This window comes from Lederbergia citri (assembly GCF_018343625.1).
In the GTDB taxonomy this organism is placed as follows: Bacteria; Bacillota; Bacilli; order Bacillales; family Bacillaceae_C; genus Lederbergia; species Lederbergia citri.
In genome coordinates, this window is the sequence record NZ_JAGYPG010000002.1 from 1487615 (window position 1) to 1513089 (window position 25475).

Below are 25475 nucleotides of genomic sequence, written 5' to 3' on the forward strand. Positions count from 1 at the left end.
TTATGTCCATCCATCATATCAAAAGGTGGAGAAATATTTTCCGAAAAATTCTTTCGTATCCATATGGGTTAGTTTTTTCAAAACTTCTTCTTTTTCCACAAACATTATTTCCTCGATTTCATTGTCCAAAGGCTTTAGACAACGTGGATCACTCACATACTCAAAATGAAACAACGTTGTCTCTTGGCGGTCAAATCCAATTTTATTTCGCAGATTAGAAGGAAACTCAAAGCAGATTTTTTCATCGAACTGTTTAATGAATTTATAATTAGTAGAGCCCGTTTCTTCTTCTAGCTCCCTTAATATTGCCTGTTTTAGATCCTCGTTATCCTCCACTCCACCTTTTACAAAATCCCATTCTCCCTTAATATCCACTTTCCTTCCGCCTGTGTTGATTTTCACTTTATGTATTATCAAAAATTGTTGACCGTAAGTCACAATGGCTCCAACCGCTCTCCTAATCATTTAGCTCTCCCCAATGTGATACATCGCCTTCTAAAACAATCCTGACTCCATCATCTTCAAATTCTATCAAAGTAAGACTCGTATCAAGAATGTACGGCGGATCCCACAAATTCTCCATAGGAAGCTGTTTAAAATAGGCTAATAATACTTTTATAACGGCGGTATGGGTAACAATAAGAACATTTCCATTATCGTACGTTTGCTTTATTTCGTTGATCGCTTTTAAAACTCTTTCTTGTAAATCTAAAAACTTCTCCCCTTTCGTTGGCACATACAAGTGAGGAGTATTCCAAAATGCATGAAAATTGGTCGAATCATTTTCCTCTAGAAAGACTCTCGTTTTTCCTTCCCAATCACCCATATGGATTTCTCTTAATTTTTCATCAAGGATAATCGGAATGTTGAGGTTTCCTCGTATCAGCTCTGACGTCGCTTGCGTTCGTTTACTTGAACTGGAATATATGGCATGAAAATCGACTTCTTTAAGCCTTTCTCCCAGTAACTTTGCATTTCGAACGCCATTCTCCGTTAAGGCAGAGTCTCCCCAACCTTGCATTCTATTTTGTACATTCCATTCTGTTTCCCCGTGTCTTGTAATATAGAACGTTAACATTTTTCACCACCTCTATAAATTATGTATCTTCTTCGTCTCTAGTATTTGTTCAATATGATGATTAGCATGCTGGATATCATGTTGGAGAGCATCCCGGACGGTGGCTTTTCCATCCTGATGGATGAGCACTCTATCAAAGCCATTAGGTAAACTGCTACAAAGATAGGCAATATACTCTCTCATAATCGTAAACAACTGTAATTCGAGCTGAATGGATCTCTTACTATGCTCCATGTTCTGATTCCACGTATTGGGGTCGAATTCATTAAAGATAAACTTTGCTCCTGTATCTGCTAATGCGTATCGATTTATTTGAAAATAATTTAGATCACATTCGATAATATGGTGGGCAATTTCCCGAATCGACCACTTACCTTCAGCTCTTTTTTTATCGAGTTCATTGTCACTCAAACCTGATAAGGCATCTGCCAATTTCTTTGGAGCCTCATTGTATTGGTTTATAAGATCAGTATCTTGCGAAGATAATTTAGTTGTAGTGCTCAATTTCATTCGCTCCTCGATAATTAATTTGCATAAATACTTATTCTCTATTTTACTTAAAAAGCCTTTTTACGAATTTTTAAATCTGTCAAAATATGAGATTGACTACCAAAATAAATTGAAATAATATAAGTTGAACATATGTCAATACAAGAAGGACAGGGTGGACAGCTTGATAGAATTAGCATTACGAAAAATATTAAAACAGGTAAAAAGTTCAAATCCAGAAACCCGTTACGAAGCCCTTGGGAAACTATACGAATATAAGCAACAGGATGGCTTGGAAGTCCAAATTGACGTTCTGATAGAGGTCATTAAAACAGCCGCTTCTTCATTTCCAGAGCGTGTCGACCGCTGGGACAATCCTTCCTTCTATCTCATTGATTTTGCATGTGATTTTCCAATGCCCGAAGTCGTCGAAGGTCTTATAAAGCATTTTGATGGGTTCGATTTTCATGCGAAAGAACGCGCCGTAGAATTTTTGATTTTAACAGAAGATGAAGAAGTGTTTTATTTTCTTGAAGATAAGATTGTCCAGTTAATGAACACGGAGGATTACAATATACCGATTGGTGAACTGTCTTCCTACCCGATGCTTATAAAAGGAATTCTTGATGCAACTTTAGACAAAATCCATTCAGATCATTATAAGTACATGATGTACGATTTGATTCTTTCCCTTAACAATTCCGGCATGGAACAAGGCTATAGAAAAGAGATTATTCTCTCATGTATGGTTACAGACTATCACTCTGTGAAACAGGAATACTTAAAATTTGATCCGGATTATTCTACGAAATATGTATATACCGCGTGGAAAGATAGTTATTTTATCGTTCGGAATAAAATGAGACTTTTTATTAGTTTAATGGAATACTATTTTTCAAAAGAGACAGCCGGGGAGCTCAACGAGGCATTACGTTTCAATGATCCATTGATCAAAACGGAAGCGCTGCTCGTGTGCATCTCGAAAAATCTGCCTTATCCGGAAAGTGTGTTGCTTGAATCTGCAAAGCATATTGAAAGTGCAGAAATGACGTATTGGGAACTCGTTGATAAAAATTTAGAGCATCTTTATCCTATTACGGAAGGTAAACAACCTCTTTTAGCAAAAACAAGGCTTTTTTATACCGTTGTCAATTCACCTGATGATGAAGATGTCATACGTTATCCAGAAGACATTCAAGTGGTGGAAAAAGTAGAAACTGAAAATTCATATGGACAGCCTATTCGATATTATTTAATGAAATTCAAAGAGCATCAAACGGTGTATGTCGGCTGGGTTGGCGGATATGCGCTTGAAGCTGGCGATGATGCGGTTAATTTATGGGACGGATCGTATACTGATTTTGTCGAATTTGATTCTGCCAGTATAGAAAAGCATAGGCAGGACTTCTTTGAAAAAAGAGAAGAAGAACAGCTCATACACGAAAATAGTGTGTATTTCGAGAGCTCACCTAAACTTAGTAAAGGGGCTTGGTTCTTTTTAGCCCTTCTGATTGCCCATTGGTTTAGAGAAATATTATCGGGATTCAATCGCTCCATTCTCATTTCGATTTTCTTTACGGTTGTGGGTGGTGCATTATGTCTATACGAAATTACCAAAAATAAAAAGAGAAAAGTCTCCATTATCGGCGATCAGCTTATCAAGCAAGATGGATCCAAACAAAATAGCATTTTCCTTCACGACATCAAAAAGATAGAGTACAACAAAAAACATATTTTCATTTATAACTGGAATCAAGAGCTCGCTTTTAAATTCCCGCTAAGATGGGTCCGTTATGAAGTGTTCTCTTATCTTATAAACGAGCATACCGCAAATTTAAAAGATCGTCCGTTTATACAATCATAAAAGCAGGTTTTCCTGCTTTTTTTCATTATATCCGTCTTGCAAGTGGCGGAAATCCAACCAGACTAGTTTTTATAATAGTTAATGGTTAGTTATCAATTTTGTCACATAACAAAAAAACCTGGAAACACTTTTTACTTTTCCAGGCATCTCTCTCGCTATCTTTTCCATAGGCTCTGTTCTTATAAACAGAATGATCCATATTTCGGTAAATCTTTGGAACGAAATTTTCGGCAAGCTATATCTTCCTCATATTTTACATTAGGTAGCAAAAATCCCCATGACAAACCCGTCTCTGCTTACTTTAATTGATAATATTGATTCAATAATGAATCAAGCTCTTGGCTTAGATTTACCGTTTCAGGACTGTTTAGCCCTTTAGCCACACCGATAGTGATCATTTCCTCTCTTACTTTGATGATCTTCATTTCGAGGATTTTCTTGATTTTATCCTTAAAACATTTTGCATTGACATCGATGTTCTCTCCTGCTACACACTTTGAAACTTCTCTATTTACCTCATTGTTAAGGCAGAAAGACTGACTCTGTTTCTTGATGCCTTGTTCCTTTTTCCCTTGCTTATGCTTGTTGTTGTCAGGTATCGTTTCTAGGTTGGATAAAACCTCGTTGCTCACATCAGTTGACGGCAATTCAAAGGGTACTGCTCCTGTTCTGTTTTTCTGCATTTTTTTCTCCTTCTCCTTATTTTTTTATGATAAGAAGAAGGATTGCTTTGGAGGGTTGATCGGTGGTTCTTTGTTCCACTTAGTCCGAAGTGTTTTTACCTTAAACAAAGCTTTATTAGTCATTTCATTTGCCATATAGCTGATTGCGTCCAATTTTCCAGCAAACAGATCTTCCATACCCGTGTTGTTCCAGAAATTCCCGGATGAACTTGAGGCGCCCGAACCAGATAATGATGGCCCCGGCATGACACCTATTGATACATAAAGGTTATCTATTGGCTTTGACTCATCTTCTGCCTGATTTATAGCGGTAGTATGAGCGCTTGTCATTGCAGGATTGTTTAATACTTGCTTGTTTCCCGCTTCTAGCAATTTCTGAATGGCATCCGCCAAGGAATCATGGACTGGTTTATCTGATAAAATTTGTTCTTCCATCACTTCATCCTGAACAGGCGGCCTTCCATCCTGTTCAGCCTCTTTTATATTGATGAATTCCAACGATGGAAATTCATCCGAGTCTTCGGATTCCACCGGTTGCTCAGTATCAACCTGGTGCCTCGGCGTTTCTACTTGAATTTTTGGTACGACTACGTTCTCTGGCGCTTCTTCCAGTCTTTCCGTGACAATCGGTTCTTGTGGCTTTTTAGTAGACTGTTCAGGAATCTTCGGATCTTTATCAGTAGAAGACGGCTTGTCTATCCCCACGTGAATATCGGTATTATCAAGAATAGGCGTATCTTTTGTCACTACATCAATAATATCCGTCTTTTTTCCATCACTTTTCAAGACATCCACATTGACATTTCCAACTAAAGTTTCTTTTACTTCAATAGATACGAGCCCGCCCTTACGATAACTGAGATCCTCCGTTTCGTAGGCATCATGCGTCGCGACTGCTGCCTTCACGTTTCCAATAAGAGGGTTGTCCACATTAACCGTCGCCAAGACGCTTTTTAAAGAGTGATATGTATCTGTATTCTCACCCTGACTTTCTAGCACATCTATGTTTGCTTTTCCTAAAAGCTGATTGTCCAGTTCTACTGCAACCAAGTTCCTCTTAGTTTGATCGCCAGTGTCTGTTGTTTTCTTTTCGTTTTCCAATACACTAACTTTAATAGTGCCCAGCAAAGGAGAATCGTCAATTTCAATATCCAGCAGGCGGGATGCTCCCTCGTCCTTTTCTTTGCTGTAGCCTAAAAGCGATAATTTTACATCGCCTGTTAGAGGCTTAGGCGATCCCGCTAATTGAAGGTCAAGGAGTGATGAGCTTTTAGAACGCGACCCACCCGGAGCTTGTTTTTCCACGAGTTGTTTTTCAGCCTTTGCTTCAACAGGTTTTTCTTCTATTTGCTGATGTTCAATTATCCTTTCTTGCAGCTGGGAATCGACTGATTCACCAGGATCACTGGGCTGATTCTTCACTTTTTCTTGATATTCTCTATTAAAGTGTTGATTATTTTTCTCGCTTGCTTGGATAGAAGGCGTATTAATCAACATAATAAATGTCGACGCCAAAAGAACAATGAAATTTCTTTTCATCTCTTTTTCACCTCCTTTCAAGTAGCCCATTGTTTGGTTATTTCCACTCAATGTAATGGTAATGATTCGATTTAGATGGAAATACAGATATCATTTTCTTTTAAACCGGCTGGACCATATCCATCTTTTTACATTTTATCTAATTTGTCGGAAATTTCCAACATAATACTCTTCCAAATTTCTTCTTCACTTCCACTACTTGGAATTTTTCTGCGTTATCGCAAATATAAGAAGAGACCTTTTTGATAAGCATTTGCAGTCCGCAAATCCATTATCAAAAAGGTCTCTCTACTCTCCTGTTTTCTAATATTATTTAATACTTATGATACTTTTCGCATCTTATAGACCACACTAATGATATCCCAAACCAATCCTATGGTAAAAAGAATCAACATCCACCGTGTAGACATATTCCAAATGGTTTCGATGGTTTCATATGCTTTACTGCCAATTTGAATATCATGTACTTGGGATAGCTCCAGCATGAAATTCGGGTTCCAGAATGACGACATGGTCATAATCAATATTAATACCGCCAACGAAATGGCATTAATGACAATCGTATATAACGCGAATTTTTTCGTCCAACGCTCATATATGAGCTTTAACGCTTCTTTTAAAATCCCCAATCCCAATATGAGAATGATCGCCGGCATAGTTGTTAAAATCGTTTCTTTGTTTAAAAATGGAATCACTGTAGATAACTCACCATTTTTAAAAACAAAGATTCCAAAATATTTACTTGAAAACATCATGAATAGCAAAACTAAAAACACGATACCAGCAATCGGTTCAAAACGTTTGATCTGTCTTTTTGTATCCGGAAGAGGTGGAAGGTCAGCTAATTTCCATGCTTTTTTAACACTTAATTTTTGTTCATTGATCCCTCCAAAATACTCCAACAAACCAAACACTAGTGTAACCCAGCCAACTCCTTGTGGGATGCCGGTAACTATTATTGACACGATAAAACTGACAAAATGATCGATTACATGAACCGGATCCATATACACTTTAATGACAAACACAACACTCATGGTTAAAAGAATGGAGATTAAAGATATTTTCAACACCGTAATATATGCGTCAAAAAATACAGGTCCGATGACATACTTATTTTTGCCTCCGTATTGTCGCGCCAATTTCCTAGGGTCTCCCAATTCCAATAAAACTTCTTCAATATGCGATTCCGTTACCTCACTGTCACCAATACGTTCATCAAGCATATCAGCAATCAATCCGCGTAGTTCCTTCTCGACATCTGCCCTCTGTGATTGTGGTAATCTCCGGGTAACATCATAAATATATCTTTCCATCAACTCCATTCTAATCATCTCCTTTTTGATTAATTAAGTGATTTAAACTTTTTACCATGCCATCCCATTCAACACACAAAAGCTTAAACACCTCTTTTCCAGTTTCACTTAACAAATAATATTTCCTTGGCCTGGCCTCATCCGTATCCCACTCACTCTCCAATAAACCCTGCTTTTCTAATCTCCTTAGAAGCGGATAAAGGGTTCCTGGCTCGACTTGGATGCCATTATCTCCGAGCATCTTCACGAGGGAATAACCATATTGAGGCTCTGATAACTGACTGAGAACACCAATCGTAATCGTCCCGCGCCGCAATTCCAACATTAATTTTTCAATATGTTCGTTAATTTCTGTCATTTGATCATCTCCTGTTTTCATTATAGTGTATGACGCATACTATTGTAAATGATACAATAATTTATTTTTTTCAATATAAAAATTTATTCCGAAAATATGAGATACAAAAAACGCATGGATTATAGCAATCAATGCGCTTAGAATTAATACTATTAAATAAGGTTAATATATTTTTTTTCAGAATGTGACATTAGCAATATTTGTTTTCTAATTCTTCACTCCAGATAGATTCATCTAATAAACAACCATTTTTCGCCTTGTCCGCTTATAAATCACTCATTTCATTACAACTCACATAAATTAAACTAACCTAACCTTTCGAATGGCATTCAATAAAAAAGGATGTGATATTATGAGAGGCTGCGGTTACGGTGGCTATGGTATGGGACACGGTATGGGATTCAATTTCGCTTTAATCGTTGTGTTGTTCATATTGTTAATCATTGTTGGTACAGCATTTGTGTCACACAACTATTAGAGCTACGCGATTACCAAAACTATCCATCCGAAACATATACTACTCACCTCACTAAGAGCGCTTTAGCCCGGCGCTCTTTAATGTTGTTTTCTAAGTTCATTTATTTTCTCTCTCTTATAAAAAATCATTACGAGACTGCGAAAAAATAATATAAAACAAAAACGCATGGATTGTGACGATCCATGCGTTTAAAATTAATGAGGTTATTGCACTTTTTTCGAAATGTGAATTATTTTTCATTGAATCTGTAATCTTTTTTATGAGTAAAATACTACATTCGACACAAATTATGGTTAAAGTAAATTTGTTCTGAGGTGGATATGAAAACAATAAATACTAGTCATTCGAATAAAAATAGATCTTTACTAATATGGAAAATAGCATTAGGATCAACTATATCGTGGGAAATAGCACAACTCTTTGGTTCTCATCATCCATACCTTGCTCCATTATCGGTAATACTTTGTATCCAATCAACATTTAATAAATCGGTCCGCATATCAATAAAACGAATCGTTGGAACCGTAATTGGTATTTTCGTTACTGTACTTATTACTAGCCATGTAAAAATTACCGGTTTTAACTTAGGACTGATAATATTATTAGGCTGTTTTATTACAAAGTGGTTAAAATTTGATAGGATTGCCATTCATCATACAGCCATTACAATATTATTTGTCTTTGTATTTGAACACAAATCAAAGCATTATGCTATAGACAGAATGAGAGATACTCTTATTGGAGTAGTGGTAATTGTTTTAATCCAATTAGTTTGGAGCCTAATAATGAAACGGAAAAAATCACAATAAGGAAGCTCTCGAAAATGCTACTTCAAGCATCTGAAAAGCGATGAAAATGTTTCTGTTCTGTTGCCTGTTTGTACAGATGACGACTTAAAAAGACTATTAACATAGAGCTCATGTTCATTTCACTAACTTTTCGCTGCATAATATTTAGTAAGCCGAGAAAGGGAGGTACTAAATCGATGAGCGGTCGTCGATATGAATATGGAGCAGGCTTTGCTTTAGTCGTCGTCTTGTTTATCTTCTTCATTATTGTTGCTGCTTTATGTGGCGGCGGATATTATTAAAGTCAACTTCCTTACCAAAGATTGTCTAATCTTCTTTCTCCAACACCGGTTTTAACTCATCTTCAATCGTTGAATCCGAGAGCTTCACTTTTGAACGATAAGCAGCTCGGATAATAAGATGTCCAGACACGGGAGCTGTAATAAAAACGAATAGGATTCCCGAGATAACCCGAACACTTATATATGCATCGCTAAACCAAATATAGATAAAAGCTCCTAGCAGGGCCATTAATACGGCGAGAGTCGAGCTTTTTGTCGCGGCATGCGCTCGCGTATACACGTCTGGAAAGCGAATAATGCCGATCGCACTGATTACACTAAAGATGCTGCCGATTAAGATGAGAAATGCGCCGATAAATTCACCGATCTCGTTTACGCTCAATGATGACACCTCTCTCTATAAATTTTGAGAGGGCAATCGTACTGATAAACGCCAATATGCCCAAAATGAGGATGACTTCTAAGTAGGCTTTCGTTTTTAACAAAATGGAAATCGCTGCGATGGCTGATATAAGATTGACTCCAATCATATCCATCGCGATCACACGGTCAGGAATGGATGGACCACGAATGATGCGATACAGTGATATAAGGATCGCCAAAGCAAATAGTGTAACTGAAATCTTCAGCATGATTACAATCATCGTGTTACCTCCATAATCGCTTTTTCAAATCTTCCTAAGGAGCGAATGAGATCGCCCTTATATCGTTCGATATCGAGTGCATGGATGTAGAATACATTTCCTTCCGGCGAAACTTCCATGACGACCGATCCCGGCGTGAGAGTCAGAAGCATCGCAAGCGTCGTTACTTCCCAGTCGCTCTTCAAAGAAGTTTCATACGTGAAAATGCCAGGTTTTATATCAATGTCCTTGCTTAAAATATGTTTCAGCACTACATAAGCAGACATTAACAGTTCGTATACAAAAATGAGGATCAGCTTTAGTACATAATAAAAACGATGGAGGTAAAATTGCTTTCCGAAAAATCGCTGCATAAGAAAAATAATAAAAATGCCAACGAGAAACCCTTCAAAAAAGGTGGAAAATCGCATAACATCTTCGTCATTCAATACCATCCAGAGAAAAGCTATAAATAAATTCAAGACGAACTGAGCTGGCACTCGCCATCACCTCTACTTTCTCTTATTCACCTAAAACAGCTTCTACATAAATGCCTGGATTCATTAACGTATTTGCCGCGTCCTTCACATACTCGGATAATACTTCTGCTCCTAGACCCAATCCGATTGAAACAGCTGTAAGAATGACGCACGAAATGAGCAAACTTTTTTTCAGCGGCAATTGTTCTTCTTCACTAATAATCGTTTCTCCCCAAAAACAGTTCTTAAAAATTCGCAATAAGGAATATAAAACGAAAACACTCGATATTAAAGCAAGTGCGAGCAGGACATAATTTCCGCCCTCTACTGCCCCTTGTCCCACTAAAATTTTACCGATAAAGCCGCTTAGTGGCGGAATACCAGCTAGCGCTAACATTACAATAAAGAACATCCAGCCTAATAGGGGATAATTTCGAATAAGACCGCTCATCCTATCAATCTTTGCGGTTCCTGTAAGAGCGACCATTGTACCCGCTAGTAAAAATAAGAGTGCTTTTACAATCATGTCGTGGATTAAATAATAAATCGAGCCTTCTATTGCAGCAGGTGTGGCCACTGCAAGCCCCACCATGATGAATCCTACCGCGATGACGACATTATAAGAAACAATTTGGCGGATATCTTTGTAGGCGACTGCCCCAAGGCTCCCACCAATCAATGTAATTCCTGCCATCACCCCAATTAATGTATGGGTGATTGAAGGTTCATGATAGAAAAGTAATGTGAATATGCGAAAAAGTGCATAAATCCCTACTTTCGTCAGCAATGCTCCAAATAATGCCGCCACTGCTGTTGGTGGCGCACTATATGAACCTGGAAGCCACACGTAAAGCAGGAGCCCAGCTTTTAAACCAAACACGAGCAAAAACAAGATGCTGATGACGGTTAATAAAGGAGTTTGTCCTGCCTCAGCAATTCGAGCAGAAAGATGAGCCATATTTAACGTCCCAACCGCTCCATATAAATAACCTATCGCAACTAAAAACAACCAGGAAGAAATTACATTAATGACGACGTATTTTATCGATTCCTTAAATTGAGGCTTTGTTCCTCCAAGTGTAATCAACACATATGAAGCTAATAGCATCACTTCAAAACAAACATATAAGTTAAAAAGATCGCCTGTTAAAAAGGAGCCATTGACACCAGCGACCATAAATAACACGAAAGGATAAAAAAACATTTTTTCCCGGTCCTGCCCAATCGTATAAAAAGCGTAAATCAAACAAATCCCCGCTACGATGCTTGACGTCATAACAAGAAGCATCGCAAATGAATCACCTACAAAAAGGATGCCGAACGGCGGCTTCCAATTTCCAAAGTCAAGCCGTATGATCCCATTTGTTTGAATCATCTCTAACATATAAATACTTAAACCTGCGACAACCATCATTGCCGTAAAACTGATCCATCTTTGTAGGCGAATGAATGGTCTAAGAAAAATGAGAATAATACCCGTTATAAGCGGGATTACCATCGGCATAACAAGGATATTATTCATCTTTCAGCCCTCTTGCCACCTGTGTTTCTTGATATGTTCGATACGCAAGTACGAGAAGGAATGCAGTTACGGCAAAACTGATTACTATTGATGTTAAAATTAAGGCTTGCGGGAGTGCATCAGTGTAGGTTCCATTCCCTTCTCCAATTACAGGCACGCCGCCTCTTTTCAATCCACCCATCGTCATCAATAACAAATGGGCAGCGTGGGATAATATCGCAGTCCCCAAAATAACGCGTAAAATCCCTTTTGATAAAATTAAATAGGTGGCAACCGTCACCAACACTCCCGCCAATATGATGATTACTGTTTCCATACTTCTTACACATCCTCACTAATACTCAAAATAATCGTTACGACCACTCCTACTACGGCCAATGCCACTCCTGCCTCAAATAACGTGACGGTCGCAAGCGCTGTTTTTCCAACCACTGGCAAGTTCACGTAGGAATGTGTCTGACTTAAGAATGAGGCACGAAAAAATAACGAACCTAGTCCCGTCGCTACAACGATAAATCCTCCTAATGCAGCAACCTTTTTAAAATCCAAAGGGATTCTATTCGTAATCGTTTCAATATCAAAAGCAAGGCAAAGCAAGACGAACGCGGAGGCAAGAATAAGCCCTCCGATAAAACCGCCACCCGGACTATTATGGCCAGATATAAATAAGTAAATGGCCATCGTTAAAATAATGAATACAACGATTTTCGTCACCGTTTGTAAAATTACATCATTGATTTTCAACGTTTTCGTCCTCCTTTTTTGCCCTGAGCTTGATCAATGTGTATACCCCGATTCCCCCAATAAAGAGAACAATGACTTCGAGCATCGTATCAAATGCACGGAAATCGCCAAGTATTGCATTCACGATATTATTGGCACCAGCGAGCTCGTACGCATTTTCAAAATACGCCGAAATAGATTCAAATAGCTTACCACTTTGAGCGGAAAGAGCAACTGATACAAAGATAACGCCGACTAAAATAGAAACCACTATATTGACACGTTTTGTTTTTTGCATTGAATTTTCTTTCTCTCTCTTTGGCAAGAAATAAAAGCAAAGCAGGAATAAGGCTGTCGTCACCGTTTCTACAACGAGCTGAGTAAGAGCTAAATCCGGTGCCCGGAATAAAACAAAGAGCAAAGCAATTGAATAGCCGAGAACCCCATTTAAAAGGATGGACGTAATTCGAGACTTTGCAAAAATAATCGCAATTCCTGCAACCATCATCGTAAATACAATCAGCAATTCATAAAGACTTATAGGTGCATTACTAGATAAATCGAGATGAAAAGCATCTGTTAATAAAAAGACTCCTCCAACAGCTATTCCAAAGAATAGAAAAATATAAACCAAATAATCACGCAGTGAACCTGTCATATACAACTCAGTTATTTTAAAGCCACGCAGTTCAATTTGTTCCAAGGTAGAATTATATAATTGATCAAATGTCCATTTGCCTGGCGGAAAATAAAGACTCTTTCTGCGGCTTTGGATTCTAAATATAAGAATACCCACAACGATTACCCCAATTGTCATCCATAATGCCGGAGTAAATCCATGCCATATTGAAATCGGTTTGTACATTCCTCCTAAAGAAGGGAAAATGCTAGCTAAACCAGGACGCAATAAATAATCACCTAATAGATTCGGAAATATAAAAATGCCGATGATTAAAACGGCTAAGATGATTGGTGGAATCAACATCCCGATTTTCGCTTCATGGGCTTCATGCTCCAATTTTTCCGGCTGATGAGGCCCTAAGAATGTTTTAAAAACGATAATCATACAATAAACGAATGTTAAAACACTTGCGATCCACGCAATAATGGGAAATAACAATCCGAAAGTGTGTAAAGTAAAAAGATTGGACTGACTTACATTGACTACCGCTTCAAAAAACATTTCCTTACTTAAAAAGCCATTGAACGGAGGTAAGCCCGCCATCGAAAAGCTTCCAATCAGTGCAATCGTAAACGAAATAGGCATGAAAGACATTAAGCCGCCTAATCGACGAATATCCCTTGTACCGACCCCATGGTCAACAATTCCTACGACCATGAAAAGAGCTCCTTTAAACGTCGAGTGATTTACAAGGTGGAAAAGAGCTGCAAATGAGGCTTGCGTGTAAAGAATGGCATTCTCGCCTGCCCCTAATTGGTGTGCGATTGACCCAATTCCAAACAGACTCATAATTAGTCCTAACTGACTGATCGTGGAATAAGCGAGCAAAGCTTTTAAATCGATTTGACGGATGGCATTGAACGATCCCCAAAACAATGTGATTAGCCCTATGCAGCTAACGAGCCAAAACCATATTTCGTTGCTGCCAAAAACGGGCGTAAAGCGAGCAACTAGATAAATACCCGCTTTTACCATTGTGGCAGAATGGAGGTATGCACTGACAGGAGTCGGCGCTTCCATCGCATCTGGAAGCCATATATGGAAAGGAAATTGAGCAGATTTCGTGAAAGCACCAATAAGCAGCAGGACCAATGCAGGAATAAAAAGCGTATGATTTGGATCAATAACGGAAAGTATCTCACGCACACTCATCGTATCAGTCATAAGATAAATCATAATAAAGCTCGTCAGCATCGCAATTCCGCCGCCAAAAGTAATGAGCAATGCTTTTTGTGCACCGTAGCGCGATTTTTTTCTGTGGTACCAGAAGGCAATCAATAAAAAAGACGAGATGCTAGTTAATTCCCAAAATACATATAAAACCATTAAATTGTCAGAAAATACAACCCCGAGCATAGAACCCATAAATAAAAGTAAATAACTATAAAAATGGTGCAGAGATTCTTTTGCGGATAAATAATAAATGGAATAAAGGATGACTAGACTTCCGATACCTGTGATCAAGAGTCCAAAAATAATACTAATTCCGTCAACGTATGTCGTGAAGTTAATGCCGTAGGAAGGAATCCATTGAACGGTATTTAAGTATGTCTTCCCTTCAGCTATAGAAGGAATAAAACGTGTAAGAGCTATAAATAGAACGGTTGGGATAATGAGTACGAACCAACCAACATGGATACGGGGTAATTTTTTATGCAGAAATGGAATCATGAGGGCCGCTATAAAGGGTATCATGATTGCCAGTTGTATCGATATCAATATAAAACCTCCCTTAGTCATCGGGTCACAATAAATATCGGTTTCCATATGGCTATATCTTATAGGGGTTGACTCCTATGTCAACAAACGGGATAATAAGAGACCATAACACATTAATAAAAGAGGACTCAATTGGGGAAACCAACATTGTGTTGAATGGATTTAAGTTTGACGTAATGCCAATACAAAGAGATAAAGATTAAGCCCGGTACTTTTTATTTTTCCTTAATATTATACAATAATGACAGTCTTTCTACACAAATGAAGTTCCAGTGCATAAGATTTTCTTATTAAAAGTGGCTATTTTTCATAACTTTTCGTAATCCTTTTATCCTCTATTGTATTTTGCACCATTTTTATATATAATGATTTAGTTTTAAAGATTTTTTGCATAATTTGATGTCTTTATGTATTCGAATGAACCATTTTAAGAGGTGAATTTTTTCATGAAGAAAGTGAAGGGTCGTATGGATGAGAGTATTCTCGTTTGTGTATATTACGGTCCAAATGGCGAGCGCCTGATTAGACGTGGTCATAAAATGGCAAGCATGTTGAATTGTCCATTATATATTTTGACCGTGGACCCGCTTCCGTATGATAAATTTGATGCGGAGAAATCAAGCTATATTGAACGTTGGAAAGAACTAGCTGAAGAATGTGAAGCTGAAGACTTTTTAATGATAGACAATGAAAAACGCCCAGTCGCTAAAATCATCGCGGGAATTGCACATAAATATAACATTACACAAGTCGTAATCGGACAAACTGCCCAAAACCGTTGGGAAGAGATTACGAAAGGATCCTTCGTTAACGCACTTTTGAGAGAAATATCATCTTTTATTGATATTCATATCGTAGCGTTAGATCGGACCGTTAAAGGCGGAGAAGATATCGCCTACGAGACCGGTGTCCGTGCCTATCTAATAAAGGAAGATGACGGATATCGCCTTTGCTTCACCTGCCAAAAGAATATTAGCCATGAAGGAATCTTTTACAAAGAAATCGGAACAGACTTTAATAATGGACTCTTTAAATTCATTCATGACGGTAAAACACACCAAGTCCACGTAACAGAGGACAAAGTGATTAACCCGATTGAAGAGCCGTTAAAGATTACGTAGGATTAAGCACAGGTGCTTAATCCTTTTTTATTGGCAAGGGACTATTGAGACGGAAATTTTTATAATGCTTGAGTTTTGTCCTTATTCACTTCCAATTGAGACTCAAATTTTCATAACGCTTGAGTTCTGTCCCGATTCGCTTCCAATTGAGACTCAAATCTTCATAATACTTGAGTTCTGTCCCGATTCGCTTCCAATTGAGACTCAAATCTTCATAACTCTGTAGTTCTGTCCCGATTTGCTTCTAATCGAGACTCAAATCCGCATAGTGCTTGAGTTCTGTCCCGATTCACTTCCAATCGAGACTCAAATCTTCATAATACTTGAGTTCTGTCCTTATTCGCCTCCAATCAAGACTTAAATCTGCATAATGGCTGGAGTTCTGTCTTTATTCGACTCTCAATCAAGACAGAAACCTGGGTAACAATACATTTTTATAGCGATTCAATACCATACCACACAAATCAGGAAAACATCCTATTTCTTTAACAATCCGCCCCATTTTCTTTATTAATTGACAATTCAAACGACAGAAACATATAATAAACATATGAATAATTGCTCATATGTTCATCTATTAAAAGAGGTGTTTTTATGCAAAAAGAATTAACAATTCCCGAAACTTGCAGTCAAACAGTCATTCATGAGGACGTTGTTCAAATGGTGCAAGCTACGATTCCGAAGGATAACAGTTTGATTGAGGTAGCGGAGCTTTTTAAAGTGTTGGGTGATCGTACAAGAATAAGAATTCTCCATTCATTATTTCAAACGGAAATGTGCGTATGTGATATCGCGTATTTACTGAATATGACACAATCCTCTATTTCTCATCAATTACGCGTATTGAAGCAAGCTAAGTTAGTAAAGAATCGTAAAGAAGGAAAAGTTGTTTATTATTCGCTTGCGGATGATCACGTGATTCAGATTTTTGATCAAGCACTTGAGCATGTAAAGGAAGGATAAATATAGAGAAATTTTAGGAGAGAGGCATATGGAGAGGCAGAGGAGAAAAATAAAACAAGAAATCCTCCTTGAAGGATTAGATTGTGCAAATTGTGCTATGAAGATTGAGAATAGTGTAAAAGGAATGGACGGAATAACGGATTGCTCCGTTAATTTTGTTAGTAAAACTCTTACGTTAGAAGCGATTCAAGATGAAGAAACAGATATTATTTCTGCAGTAAAAAAGAAAGTAAAAATACTCGAACCTTCTATTACACCTTTAGAAAAAGGAAACGACCATGATCATGATCACGACCATGGCAGCAAAAATACAAAAGTTATGGTATTTCGCTTAATTATAGGTGCCCTATTAGCAGCCATCGGGATTTTTATACCTTTTTCTGGAGTTCCGGAACTTGCGATTTTTATCATTGCTTATTTAATTATCGGCGGAGATATTGTGCTACGTGCAGCAAGAAATATTGTCCGCGGGCAAGTATTTGATGAAAATTTCTTAATGGCGATCGCGACGATTGGTGCGTTTGCAATCAAACAATATCCGGAAGGCGTAGCCGTTATGCTGTTTTACCAAGTGGGAGAGCTATTCCAAACGATTGCTGTGAACCGCTCGCGTAAATCAATCGGCGCGCTTATGGATATTCGTCCTGATTCAGCCAATCTTAAAAAAGACGGAAATATTATCACGGTTTCCCCTGAAGAAGTAAAAATTGGAGATTTCATCATTGTAAAGCCCGGCGAAAAGGTGCCTTTAGATGGCAAAATTATTGAAGGAATCTCCATGGTCGACACGTCCGCTTTGACAGGTGAATCCGTACCTCGTGAAGTCGAGGCTGGTAGTGATGTATTAAGTGGGTTTATTAATAAAAACGGCGTTCTTACAGTGGAAGTGAAAAAAGAATTTGGCGAATCAACCGTTTCAAAAATTCTTGATTTAGTCCAGAATGCAAGCAGCCGCAAAGCACCAACAGAAAATTTTATTACAAAATTCGCTCGTTACTATACACCTGTTGTCGTTATTGTTGCGGTATTGTTAGCTGTTTTGCCGCCTCTAATCATTACCGACGCTACTTTTTCAGATTGGATTTATCGTGCGCTCGTCTTTTTAGTCATATCTTGCCCTTGTGCCCTTGTGATTTCCATCCCGCTCGGCTTTTTCGGCGGAATTGGGGCCGCTTCAAAATCAGGGATTCTTGTCAAAGGAAGCAACTATTTAGAAGCATTAAATGATGTAAAATATATTGTTTTTGATAAAACTGGGACGTTAACAAAAGGTGTGTTTGAAGTTACAAGCATTCATCCGAAAAATATGACTGCAGATGAATTATTGGAATATGCTGCCTTTGCTGAAGTACATTCCAATCACCCGATTGCCCTTTCCATTAAAAAGGCATACGGAAAAGAAATTAATGAAGAAGCTATTGTAAATTACAATGAGATTTCTGGTTACGGGATTCAAGTTACAGTAAACGGCAATAAAGTCATAGCTGGAAACGCAAAATTAATGAAAAAAGAAGAAATAACGTTTGAAAAACCAGATGTACTTGGTACCCTTGTTCACGTAGCAGTTGATAACCAATATGCAGGATACATCGTCATTTCCGACCAAATAAAAGAAGATTCTGCTCAAGCGATTCGCTCTCTAAAGGAACTCGGAATCAAAAAAACCATCATGCTCACTGGAGATGCAAAAACAGTTGGAGATGCGGTTGGAAAAAAACTAGGTATCGACGAAGTGCATGCCGAACTTTTACCGCATCATAAAGTGGAAGAAATTGAAAAACTGGATAACCGAAAAGCTGCCAATGAAAAAATCATCTTTGTCGGTGATGGAATCAATGATACCCCTGTTCTTGCGCGGGCAGATGTGGGAATGGCAATGGGCGGTTTAGGATCTGATGCCGCGATTGAAGCGGCAGATATCGTCATCATGACCGATGAACCTTCAAAAATTCCTACTGCTATCAAAATCGCCAAAAGGACACGCCGGATCGTTTGGCAAAACATCCTTTTCGCCCTAGGGGTCAAAGCCATTTTTCTTATACTCGGTGCCTTCGGAATCGCCACAATGTGGGAAGCTGTTTTCTCAGATGTAGGCGTTACCCTGTTAGCCGTTTTGAATGCCATGAGGGTGCTGAAAGTTAAGGATTATTGAAAATTGGGTTTAAATGTAACGTGAACAAAAAAGCTTGAATACCTACTGTAGAAAATTAAAATAACAACCATTTTAGCATACCGAATCGCAATTGATTTGGTATGCTAATTTTTATTGATATAAATGGTTATTCTTGGTTATGTTAGAATGATTTAAGTGTGCGTTTTAAAAAGAGATTGGAGTTGTAAATGTGAAGAAGAGTAAAGTTTTTATCGTGGCATCTTTATTAGCTGTTTTATTAGTCGGGATGTCTGCTTGTAGCAATTCATCTGTTAATGATACATCAACCCAAAATCAGTCAAAGCTTGATAACACATCTCAAAGTACAGATAATTCTTCCACCGACGGTACAGCAAAATCCGATAATAGCGGTGAAAATAATGATAACGAACAAGCTTCAAATAGTTCCGATGGGATATCAAAAGATACGGCAGCCAATTCAGTTGTTTCTGATAAAAGTGACTTAAATACAGGCTTTAAAGAAGACAATGATACACTATCTCATTATTCTAGTGAACAAATTGAATATGCTCGAGTTTGGTTGCAACTTGGAGCGAACCAACAAATAGATGGATTGTATGCTCGACATATTCCAGCTGGCACACCACTCAATCCTGATGACGACACCAGTGCTAGCTATCCAGAAGATGTTATCCAGTTAGCAGGTTCTCGCTTAGTAGATGGATCAGTAACTTACAGTGGCAATGGGGATGGCACGATCAATGTATACAACGTTCCTTTACGTTGGGATGGTCATTACCCTGCTGGTGAAAATTTCTACATAGATATTATTACAAATACAAAGCTAGTGTACGTTGACCCAGGTGACGATGAAAAAATCGTAGCATTAATCAAATTGCTAAGTGTGCAATAGTAAGCAAACGTCTGCTTTAATTGTTCAAGAGATTATTACAAACTATAGCAAAAGGAGCTTTTATACTGATGTGCACCCCAAAAGTTAGACAAACAATTCTAACTCTTGGGGTGTTTTTTGTGGTCAAATATGATGAAGGATTTAAGCAAAATGTAGTTGACGCTTATTTAGCAGGTGAAGGTGGATATGCTTCCTTGGCTATTAGATTTGGAATTCAAAGTAAAACCAATATAAGAAAATGGGTCAGTGCGTTCCAACAATTTGGCAAACAGGGTTTGGCTTCTAAAAAAGCAATTACGAATTATCCTGTTCAATTTAAATTAGATGTCTTAAACTATAAGGTAAAAACAGGAGATTCCCTTGAAGAAGTTGCTAGAAAATTTGGCATTACTGAACCACCTATGATTCTTAATTGGTTGAGGAAATGGCAAAATGAAGGTATTGAAGGACTCTCTAAATCAAAGGGGCGTCCATCATTGTCCAACGAATCAAAGAGGAATAAAAATGAGAAGAAATTGACGAAAGAACAACAACTTTTAAAAGAAATAGAGTTACTACGTGCGGAGAATGCCTATTTAAAAAAGCTCCGTGCTTCAGGGGTAAATATTCCGAGCCGACTGCTAAAACAGAATCCAGGGTCATTCACGAACTCAGAAAACAATTCAAATTAGCTGTTATCCTTGAAGCCACAGGTTTTCCAAAAGCAACCTATATGTATTGGCAAAAACGATTTAATGAATCCAATCCAGATGAAGAGATTGAAAAGATCATCCAAGATATTGTAGACAAACATAATGGAAATTACGGATATCGTCGAATTGATATGGAATTGCGTAAGAGAGGTTATATCGTAAATCACAAAAAAATCCTACGGATTACCAATAAACTTGGTATTACTTGTACATCATTCACACGTAAATCTCGTAAATACAGCACTTATAAAGGAACTATAGGCAAGATTTCGAAAAACCTTGTAAACCGTAGATTCCATACAAGTATTCCACATCAAAAATTAACGACTGATACATCTGAATTCAAATACTATACGACCGATTCTGATGGGAAGATAATCATTAAGAAGGCTTATTTAGATCCATTTTTAGATATGTTTAATAGTGAAATTCTATCCTTTCGGTTCTCAGAACGGCCAAACGCTCAAGCAATTATGGATGCTTTAGACGAAGCAATTGAAATAACAAAAGATTGCCCCTATCGAACGACTATACACTCTGATCAAGGCTGGGGTTATCAAATGAAAAGATATGTAAGGAAACTAAAAGATAACGGTATATTTCAAAGCATGTCCCGAAAGGGAGACTGTCTGGATAATTCACCAATGGAAAATTTCTTCGGGATAATGAAACAGGAAATGTATTACGGTAGAGTTTATAAGTCATTTGAAGAGCTTAAACAAGCAGTATCTGATTATATTTTTTACTATAACAATGAACGGATAAAAGCAAAATTGACTGGCATGAGCCCGGTGGAATACCGTCTTCATACCAGTCAACTAGCTGCATAAATATTTTGGTCTAACTTTTAGGGTTCAGCACATACCAAGCTCCTTTTTGTGCTGATTTTTTTTGTTCGAAAAATAGCTATCTTTTTTATTTAACAAATTCTGTGTTATCTACCAAAAGTGAACCGCCTATTATACTTTTCCAGCTTCTATATGCTATTATCTCCATTAGTCATTCTCGTCATCATGAATCAAAATATGTTCGAATGGGATGTTTTGAAATTGCGTTACTCCATATTTTTTGTAAGTAATCCTCAGTCCCTCAATATCATTATCAATATTAGCACCATTGAACTTAACACGTAATACTAATTGAAAATCTTTGTCGACTTTAAATCCCTTGATAGGAATTAAATCTTTATCTAACTCGTCCTCTAATACCGATTCTTCAGACATACTACCAATTGTCGTTGCCTTTCCTGTTGCTATGAATGGTTCTATTCGAAAGTCATCATCAACTTTCGTTACAATATTCCCATCTTTCTTAATTAATTCCACCCTTTCAATTGTGGGGTTCCCCGTTCCTTCCCACCTAAAATTATAACCAATATAAACTGCCTTTCCGTCATCAAAAGATTCTATTGCTACGTTACCATGGCTCATTTTTGAAAACTCCCCATCACGGCTAATATAATGAAATTTCCATAAAAAACCAATAACCAATACGATTAGAACGGACAATATCATAATTATTTTCTTCACCCATATCCCCTCGACCCCATAAACTTTATATCCTATTCTATAAAGATATTTAGAATACCTTTTACATCAAAACAAAAAGCTGAAACCATGTTCGATCTCAGCTTTTTATTATCCAAGAGGGTTGACTCTAATTTGAAATTCTAGCAGCCTTCAAACTTCCCTTTTCTCACAAGTATTATGTTCTACCAGATAGTAGATCTAGCCCCTCTTATACGTATCCTCACTCACTTCGTCCATAAAAAATGTTCTCTTCCCCTTAGAGAAAAGATGCAGTTCATGCATGGCCCTTGTACAAGCTGTGTAAAAAAGCTTCCGCTCGTACTCTCGTCCATATTGTTCATTTGATGCGTTATAGATGATGACCGCGTCAAATTCAATCCCTTTTGCTAAGTAGGCTGGCAGGATGACGATTCCTTTTTCATAAGAATTTGCGTTTAAATCCATTAAGCGAACGGCGGGTAATGATGTTTTCAACACATTGTACGCTGCCTGGCTTTCCTTCATCGTTTTACAGATGATGGCAATTGTCTCATGGCCTTCTTCTTTTAAACGACCTACACATTCTTCAATTTTTTCATGAAGTGCGTCGTTGTCATCCACTTCAATTAAAACGGGTTTTTCCCCATCACGATTAAATGGTTCAATCATGTCTCCGCCTGCGATTAAACCTTTCGTAAAGTCGACGATTTGCTTTGTTGACCTATAGCTCCGTCTTAAGACTATTTTCTCCGTTCCTTCAGGTTCCATATTTAATAAAGACGGTGCATCTATCGTATGTGCATATATTGCTTGATTCACATCTCCTAAAATCGTCATCTTACAATGCGGGAATAGCTGTTTTAAAAATTCAAATTGAAATGGTGAATAATCCTGTGCCTCATCAATAAACAAATGACGAATAAGCGTATTCGATTTTCGCCCTTCCAATTGATCTTGTAAATACAAATATGGAGTCGCATCCTCATACGAAATAATATTAGCCTTCAAGTTTTTTAGTGTTTCATCACAAATTTCTTCCCATCCTTCAGGCCACGAGAAAGGTTCCTTTAACGTAAAAAGATTGCGGTACAAAGCTTTAATGTTTAAAAATCTGTTTTGCTTTACGGCACTTCGAATTTTCTTAAAATGCTTATTGACGATTGATTTTGCTAAAATTTGAAACTCTCGATCTGCGTCGTCAAACGTTTCTTCGTCTTCTCGTTTATCTTTTTGCATATGCTGGAATGCTTCTAAATAGTCGGTTTTATCCAATAACTCCGCTTCATTTAACACCCATTCTTTCGTTCTTTCCAGCTTCTCTTGTTTAGCAATTTCCTTTAAAAGCCACTCAGTTGTGAGCTTTAATCGATTTGGTATGGAAATAGACGGATCAAGCGAATAAAAGTATTCATACATTTCTTGAGCCGAAACAACGGTTCGACCGCGGAACGATATCGTTTTAAAAATTAAACCATTCTTTGATAGGTTCTCAACATAGTGATCAATCTGAGTTTTAAAATCTAATCCCGCCTTATAACGGATCGATTTCATTTTCGTTTCATATCCTGTCTCATCCATAGCGGTGAGCGTATACTCCATTTGAAGAAAAGAATCTTCCACATGATATTGACCGCCGAGCCTTGTTTTTAAATATTGCTGATACGTAGTCTGTTCCATATTTTCCTCACCGAGTTCCGGCAATACTGTTGCAACATAGCTATTGAATAGCGGGTTCGGTGAAAAAAGCATAATATTATCAGACGAAAGCGTATTACGGTAGCGATAAAGTAAATAAGCAACCCTTTGCAAAGCAGCTGATGTTTTTCCACTGCCTGCAACACCTTGAACGATCAATATTTTACTCTTTTCATTTCGGATAATATGATTCTGTTCACGCTGAATTGTTGCAACAATACTTTTCATCTGCGTATTCGCATTGCCGCCAAGCACCTCTTGGAGAAGGCTATCTCCAATCGTAACCCCCGTATCGAACATACCTTTTAAAACGCCATTTTTTATAATGTATTGTCGTTTTAATTCCATCGTACCTTCTATCATGCCAGATGGAGTATTATAAATAGCCCGCCCCGGTGAAAAATCATAATATAAGCTCGAAATAGGAGCGCGCCAATCATAGATGAGGAATTCTTCATTGTTCACATCCATTAAGGACGCAATTCCTATATATATTGATTCAACAGAATTCTCACCATCTTCGAGAAAATCAATACGGCCAAAAAAAGGAGAGTCTTTGAGTCTTTGCATTTGTTTAAGTACTCGATAGGAATGTCCATGGGTTCTTTCTCTTTCAGCAAGCAGTTCAGCCTGTTGTTTTATGCTTGTAAAAGTTTCAATCACATCGTCCGGTTCATCAAGATTAACCGTAACATCATCCCAGAACGTTTTCCGTAAATCGATGATCCCACCTTTTAGACCACCCATATTTTCTTGAATATGATTGACCTTTTGATTAATTACATCTTGAACGAACTCCACTTTCTGCTGCTCTTTTTCCCACTCCTTACTCATTCGCATCAACCTCTCCTTTTTTAAATAAAAATGCTTGACAACATGTTTATTTATTGATAAAATTATTATTGGGTAAATATGTTTAAACTTAGAAATGAAGAATACAAACAAAACTTAGAATACCATGATTACGTAAAAATATCAATGGCTGAACGGAATATTCCGTTCAGCTTTTTAATTTTATTATAGCTGGACGATGGTTATTAATTCCCTAGGTCACCGATTGCTTAAAGATCAATCCTTATCTTTAATCGAGAGCGACCATTTTTTTATCTATTATTAGTTTCATTGATTGCTTATTAAGCTTATCTTTTATACGAATACATTTATTTAAGTGTAAAAAAATATGTCTAGTCGCAGGCATCAAAATTATACCTGCAATCGTTTTTTTGCTCCAGTATTCTGCTAACCATTTAGAATGTTGCATAACTGCATTTTCATCAAATAATCGTTTTATTCTTTTTTGTTCAACCTTTGTCTTAAATTGTCCAGGTATCAATGAGGAAATGACTTTTTGTGTTTGCCTGCCGACAGCTGCTCTATATGCTAATAAAGAATCCATATCAATTCTTGAGCTCAATTCAGCAATGTCCCCTTCAGGCATATCATTACCAGAATGAGCAAAAGCAATATTCATTTTTTCAAGCCAATTTGCAGTATAAAGAACTTGTTGATCATCATTCACTAAAATATTCATCGTCATATCTTCAATCCGAGCAATATGCCATAAATGCCAGGCAATTGAATTTTTTGTATCAGGATTTGGTACTGGGTATTGTCTAAATGTTGTTTGATCCAAGTTTTTCATTACTTCATCTTCCAATGTTACCTGAACCTTTTGACCGATAGAGGAGGAGTGCAGCAAAGAATGCTGAAATAAAAATAATTGAACTATTTGGGAATGTTCCTCAGTCTTTAATATGATTTCTTTTAATTTTTTGTGGTTTTCATTCCATTTCCTTCGTTGTTCCATATCCATACAATATACACTCC

26 protein-coding genes and 1 pseudogene are annotated in these 25475 nt (G+C 37.5%); 10 read left to right on the plus strand and 17 right to left on the minus strand.

All coding sequences use genetic code 11. From position 1 onward, the window contains the following. Positions 1-18 precede the first annotated feature (18 nt). Genes KHA97_RS15760 through KHA97_RS15770 form a run of 3 tightly spaced genes read right to left on the minus strand, consistent with a single transcriptional unit; the run spans position 19 to position 1582 of the window. Positions 19-465 (minus strand): NUDIX hydrolase, encoded by a 447-nt coding sequence (locus tag KHA97_RS15760; RefSeq protein WP_213125648.1) that lies wholly within the window; start codon positions 463-465, stop codon positions 19-21. Next, on the minus strand, positions 458-1078 hold the full coding sequence (locus KHA97_RS15765) for a histidine phosphatase family protein (RefSeq protein ID WP_213125649.1): 621 nt from the start codon (positions 1076-1078) through the stop codon (positions 458-460). Before KHA97_RS15765 ends, KHA97_RS15760 begins: the two co-directional genes overlap by 8 nt. A gap of 12 nt (positions 1079-1090) precedes the next feature. Beyond that, positions 1091-1582 carry a DinB family protein gene (locus KHA97_RS15770; RefSeq protein WP_233713504.1) on the minus strand — a complete coding sequence of 164 codons (492 nt, stop codon included), beginning with the start codon at positions 1580-1582 and terminating at the stop codon, positions 1091-1093. Between the two features lie 169 nt (positions 1583-1751). On the opposite strand from KHA97_RS15770, the gene KHA97_RS15775 reads away from it, so the two are divergent. Next, a complete protein-coding gene (locus tag KHA97_RS15775; RefSeq protein ID WP_213125651.1) occupies positions 1752-3431 on the plus strand; it encodes a hypothetical protein in 1680 nt (559 codons plus the stop codon). Positions 3432-3727: 296 nt separating this feature from the next. On the opposite strand, the gene KHA97_RS24090 is transcribed toward KHA97_RS15775, so the two are convergent. The 4 genes from KHA97_RS24090 to KHA97_RS15795 form a co-directional block, all read right to left on the minus strand. Further along, entirely contained in the window at positions 3728-4114 is a 387-nt protein-coding gene (locus KHA97_RS24090) for an aspartyl-phosphate phosphatase Spo0E family protein (protein WP_233713505.1), read from the minus strand. Between the two features lie 24 nt (positions 4115-4138). Then, entirely contained in the window at positions 4139-5653 is a 1515-nt protein-coding gene (locus KHA97_RS15785; RefSeq protein WP_213125652.1) for a hypothetical protein, read from the minus strand. Between the two features lie 320 nt (positions 5654-5973). Then, complete coding sequence (locus KHA97_RS15790; protein ID WP_213125653.1) at positions 5974-6978, minus strand: HAAS signaling domain-containing protein; 1005 nt, start codon at positions 6976-6978, stop codon at positions 5974-5976. A 1-nt stretch (position 6979) separates the two neighbouring features. Continuing rightward, positions 6980-7327 (minus strand): PadR family transcriptional regulator, encoded by a 348-nt coding sequence (locus KHA97_RS15795; RefSeq protein WP_213125654.1) that lies wholly within the window; start codon positions 7325-7327, stop codon positions 6980-6982. Between the two features lie 352 nt (positions 7328-7679). Here KHA97_RS15795 and KHA97_RS15800 point away from each other — a divergent pair, with 352 nt between their 5' ends. From KHA97_RS15800 to KHA97_RS15810, 3 genes are all read left to right on the plus strand, one after another. Continuing rightward, complete coding sequence (locus tag KHA97_RS15800; protein WP_233713506.1) at positions 7680-7805, plus strand: YjcZ family sporulation protein; 126 nt, start codon at positions 7680-7682, stop codon at positions 7803-7805. Between the two features lie 320 nt (positions 7806-8125). After that, on the plus strand, positions 8126-8614 hold the full coding sequence (locus KHA97_RS24660) for an FUSC family protein (protein WP_213125655.1): 489 nt from the start codon (positions 8126-8128) through the stop codon (positions 8612-8614). A gap of 176 nt (positions 8615-8790) precedes the next feature. After that, the gene (locus KHA97_RS15810) at positions 8791-8895 is read left to right on the plus strand and encodes a YjcZ family sporulation protein (RefSeq protein ID WP_213125656.1); all 105 of its coding nucleotides are present in this window, start codon (positions 8791-8793) and stop codon (positions 8893-8895) included. A 25-nt stretch (positions 8896-8920) separates the two neighbouring features. Here KHA97_RS15810 and KHA97_RS15815 read toward each other — a convergent pair whose 3' ends face one another. Genes KHA97_RS15815 through KHA97_RS15845 form a run of 7 tightly spaced genes read right to left on the minus strand, consistent with a single transcriptional unit; the run spans position 8921 to position 14643 of the window. Next, positions 8921-9277 carry a Na+/H+ antiporter subunit G gene (locus tag KHA97_RS15815; protein WP_213125657.1) on the minus strand — a complete coding sequence of 119 codons (357 nt, stop codon included), beginning with the start codon at positions 9275-9277 and terminating at the stop codon, positions 8921-8923. Further along, positions 9255-9539: a Na(+)/H(+) antiporter subunit F1 gene (locus KHA97_RS15820; RefSeq protein WP_213125658.1), complete on the minus strand. Its 285-nt coding sequence runs from the start codon at positions 9537-9539 to the stop codon at positions 9255-9257. Before KHA97_RS15820 ends, KHA97_RS15815 begins: the two co-directional genes overlap by 23 nt. Then, a complete protein-coding gene (locus KHA97_RS15825) occupies positions 9536-10018 on the minus strand; it encodes a Na+/H+ antiporter subunit E (protein WP_213125659.1) in 483 nt (160 codons plus the stop codon). Before KHA97_RS15825 ends, KHA97_RS15820 begins: the two co-directional genes overlap by 4 nt. A gap of 22 nt (positions 10019-10040) precedes the next feature. Continuing rightward, positions 10041-11519 carry a Na+/H+ antiporter subunit D gene (locus tag KHA97_RS15830; RefSeq protein ID WP_213125660.1) on the minus strand — a complete coding sequence of 493 codons (1479 nt, stop codon included), beginning with the start codon at positions 11517-11519 and terminating at the stop codon, positions 10041-10043. Then, complete coding sequence (locus KHA97_RS15835; RefSeq protein WP_213125661.1) at positions 11512-11835, minus strand: Na(+)/H(+) antiporter subunit C; 324 nt, start codon at positions 11833-11835, stop codon at positions 11512-11514. Before KHA97_RS15835 ends, KHA97_RS15830 begins: the two co-directional genes overlap by 8 nt. A gap of 5 nt (positions 11836-11840) precedes the next feature. Next, complete coding sequence (locus KHA97_RS15840) at positions 11841-12263, minus strand: Na(+)/H(+) antiporter subunit B (protein WP_213125662.1); 423 nt, start codon at positions 12261-12263, stop codon at positions 11841-11843. Then, positions 12250-14643, minus strand: a complete 2394-nt coding sequence (locus KHA97_RS15845; protein WP_213125663.1) for a Na+/H+ antiporter subunit A — start codon at positions 14641-14643, stop codon at positions 12250-12252. Before KHA97_RS15845 ends, KHA97_RS15840 begins: the two co-directional genes overlap by 14 nt. Before the next feature lie 446 nt (positions 14644-15089). On the opposite strand from KHA97_RS15845, the gene KHA97_RS15850 reads away from it, so the two are divergent. From KHA97_RS15850 to KHA97_RS24105, 6 genes and pseudogenes are all read left to right on the plus strand, one after another. Next, positions 15090-15764: a universal stress protein gene (locus KHA97_RS15850; protein ID WP_213125664.1), complete on the plus strand. Its 675-nt coding sequence runs from the start codon at positions 15090-15092 to the stop codon at positions 15762-15764. Positions 15765-16358: 594 nt separating this feature from the next. Beyond that, complete coding sequence (locus KHA97_RS15855) at positions 16359-16727, plus strand: ArsR/SmtB family transcription factor (RefSeq protein WP_213125665.1); 369 nt, start codon at positions 16359-16361, stop codon at positions 16725-16727. 28 nt (positions 16728-16755) lie between these two features. Then, positions 16756-18879 carry a heavy metal translocating P-type ATPase gene (locus KHA97_RS15860; protein WP_213125666.1) on the plus strand — a complete coding sequence of 708 codons (2124 nt, stop codon included), beginning with the start codon at positions 16756-16758 and terminating at the stop codon, positions 18877-18879. A gap of 190 nt (positions 18880-19069) precedes the next feature. Continuing rightward, positions 19070-19753, plus strand: a complete 684-nt coding sequence (locus tag KHA97_RS15865; RefSeq protein WP_213125667.1) for a hypothetical protein — start codon at positions 19070-19072, stop codon at positions 19751-19753. A gap of 68 nt (positions 19754-19821) precedes the next feature. Then, positions 19822-20166, plus strand: a pseudogene (locus KHA97_RS24490) (helix-turn-helix domain-containing protein); the annotation flags it as partial. Positions 20167-20267: 101 nt separating this feature from the next. Continuing rightward, entirely contained in the window at positions 20268-21275 is a 1008-nt protein-coding gene (locus tag KHA97_RS24105) for an IS3 family transposase (RefSeq protein WP_325167429.1), read from the plus strand. A 165-nt stretch (positions 21276-21440) separates the two neighbouring features. Here KHA97_RS24105 and KHA97_RS15875 read toward each other — a convergent pair whose 3' ends face one another. The 3 genes from KHA97_RS15875 to KHA97_RS15885 all read right to left on the minus strand — a co-directional run bounded on the left by KHA97_RS15875 (position 21441) and on the right by KHA97_RS15885 (position 25461). Continuing rightward, the gene (locus KHA97_RS15875; RefSeq protein WP_213125668.1) at positions 21441-21974 is read right to left on the minus strand and encodes a hypothetical protein; all 534 of its coding nucleotides are present in this window, start codon (positions 21972-21974) and stop codon (positions 21441-21443) included. 198 nt (positions 21975-22172) lie between these two features. Continuing rightward, positions 22173-24482: an RNA polymerase recycling motor HelD gene (gene helD, locus KHA97_RS15880; protein ID WP_325167464.1), complete on the minus strand. Its 2310-nt coding sequence runs from the start codon at positions 24480-24482 to the stop codon at positions 22173-22175. A 247-nt stretch (positions 24483-24729) separates the two neighbouring features. Beyond that, positions 24730-25461, minus strand: coding sequence for a DinB family protein (locus KHA97_RS15885; RefSeq protein WP_213125670.1), 732 nt, complete (start codon positions 25459-25461; stop codon positions 24730-24732). Between the last annotated feature and the right edge of the window lie 14 nt (positions 25462-25475).

What these genes read in the sequence shown, in the direction of transcription:
- KHA97_RS15850 (WP_213125664.1), top strand. Translation starts at nt 15,090, where the DNA reads ATGAAGAAAGTGAAGGGTCGTATGGATGAGAGTATTCTCGTTTGTGTA.
- KHA97_RS15800 (WP_233713506.1), top strand. Translation starts at nt 7,680, where the DNA reads ATGAGAGGCTGCGGTTACGGTGGCTATGGTATGGGACACGGTATGGGA.
- KHA97_RS24090 (WP_233713505.1), bottom strand. Translation starts at nt 4,114, where the DNA reads ATGCAGAAAAACAGAACAGGAGCAGTACCCTTTGAATTGCCGTCAACT.
- KHA97_RS24660 (WP_213125655.1), top strand. Translation starts at nt 8,126, where the DNA reads ATGAAAACAATAAATACTAGTCATTCGAATAAAAATAGATCTTTACTA.
- KHA97_RS15835 (WP_213125661.1), bottom strand. Translation starts at nt 11,835, where the DNA reads ATGGAAACAGTAATCATCATATTGGCGGGAGTGTTGGTGACGGTTGCC.
- KHA97_RS15785 (WP_213125652.1), bottom strand. Translation starts at nt 5,653, where the DNA reads ATGAAAAGAAATTTCATTGTTCTTTTGGCGTCGACATTTATTATGTTG.
- KHA97_RS15790 (WP_213125653.1), bottom strand. Translation starts at nt 6,978, where the DNA reads ATGGAGTTGATGGAAAGATATATTTATGATGTTACCCGGAGATTACCA.
- KHA97_RS15810 (WP_213125656.1), top strand. Translation starts at nt 8,791, where the DNA reads ATGAGCGGTCGTCGATATGAATATGGAGCAGGCTTTGCTTTAGTCGTC.
- KHA97_RS15795 (WP_213125654.1), bottom strand. Translation starts at nt 7,327, where the DNA reads ATGACAGAAATTAACGAACATATTGAAAAATTAATGTTGGAATTGCGG.
- KHA97_RS15765 (WP_213125649.1), bottom strand. Translation starts at nt 1,078, where the DNA reads ATGTTAACGTTCTATATTACAAGACACGGGGAAACAGAATGGAATGTA.
- KHA97_RS15860 (WP_213125666.1), top strand. Translation starts at nt 16,756, where the DNA reads ATGGAGAGGCAGAGGAGAAAAATAAAACAAGAAATCCTCCTTGAAGGA.
- KHA97_RS15820 (WP_213125658.1), bottom strand. Translation starts at nt 9,539, where the DNA reads ATGATTGTAATCATGCTGAAGATTTCAGTTACACTATTTGCTTTGGCG.
- KHA97_RS15855 (WP_213125665.1), top strand. Translation starts at nt 16,359, where the DNA reads ATGCAAAAAGAATTAACAATTCCCGAAACTTGCAGTCAAACAGTCATT.
- KHA97_RS15760 (WP_213125648.1), bottom strand. Translation starts at nt 465, where the DNA reads ATGATTAGGAGAGCGGTTGGAGCCATTGTGACTTACGGTCAACAATTT.
- KHA97_RS15830 (WP_213125660.1), bottom strand. Translation starts at nt 11,519, where the DNA reads ATGAATAATATCCTTGTTATGCCGATGGTAATCCCGCTTATAACGGGT.
- KHA97_RS15885 (WP_213125670.1), bottom strand. Translation starts at nt 25,461, where the DNA reads ATGGATATGGAACAACGAAGGAAATGGAATGAAAACCACAAAAAATTA.
- helD (WP_325167464.1), bottom strand. Translation starts at nt 24,482, where the DNA reads ATGAGTAAGGAGTGGGAAAAAGAGCAGCAGAAAGTGGAGTTCGTTCAA.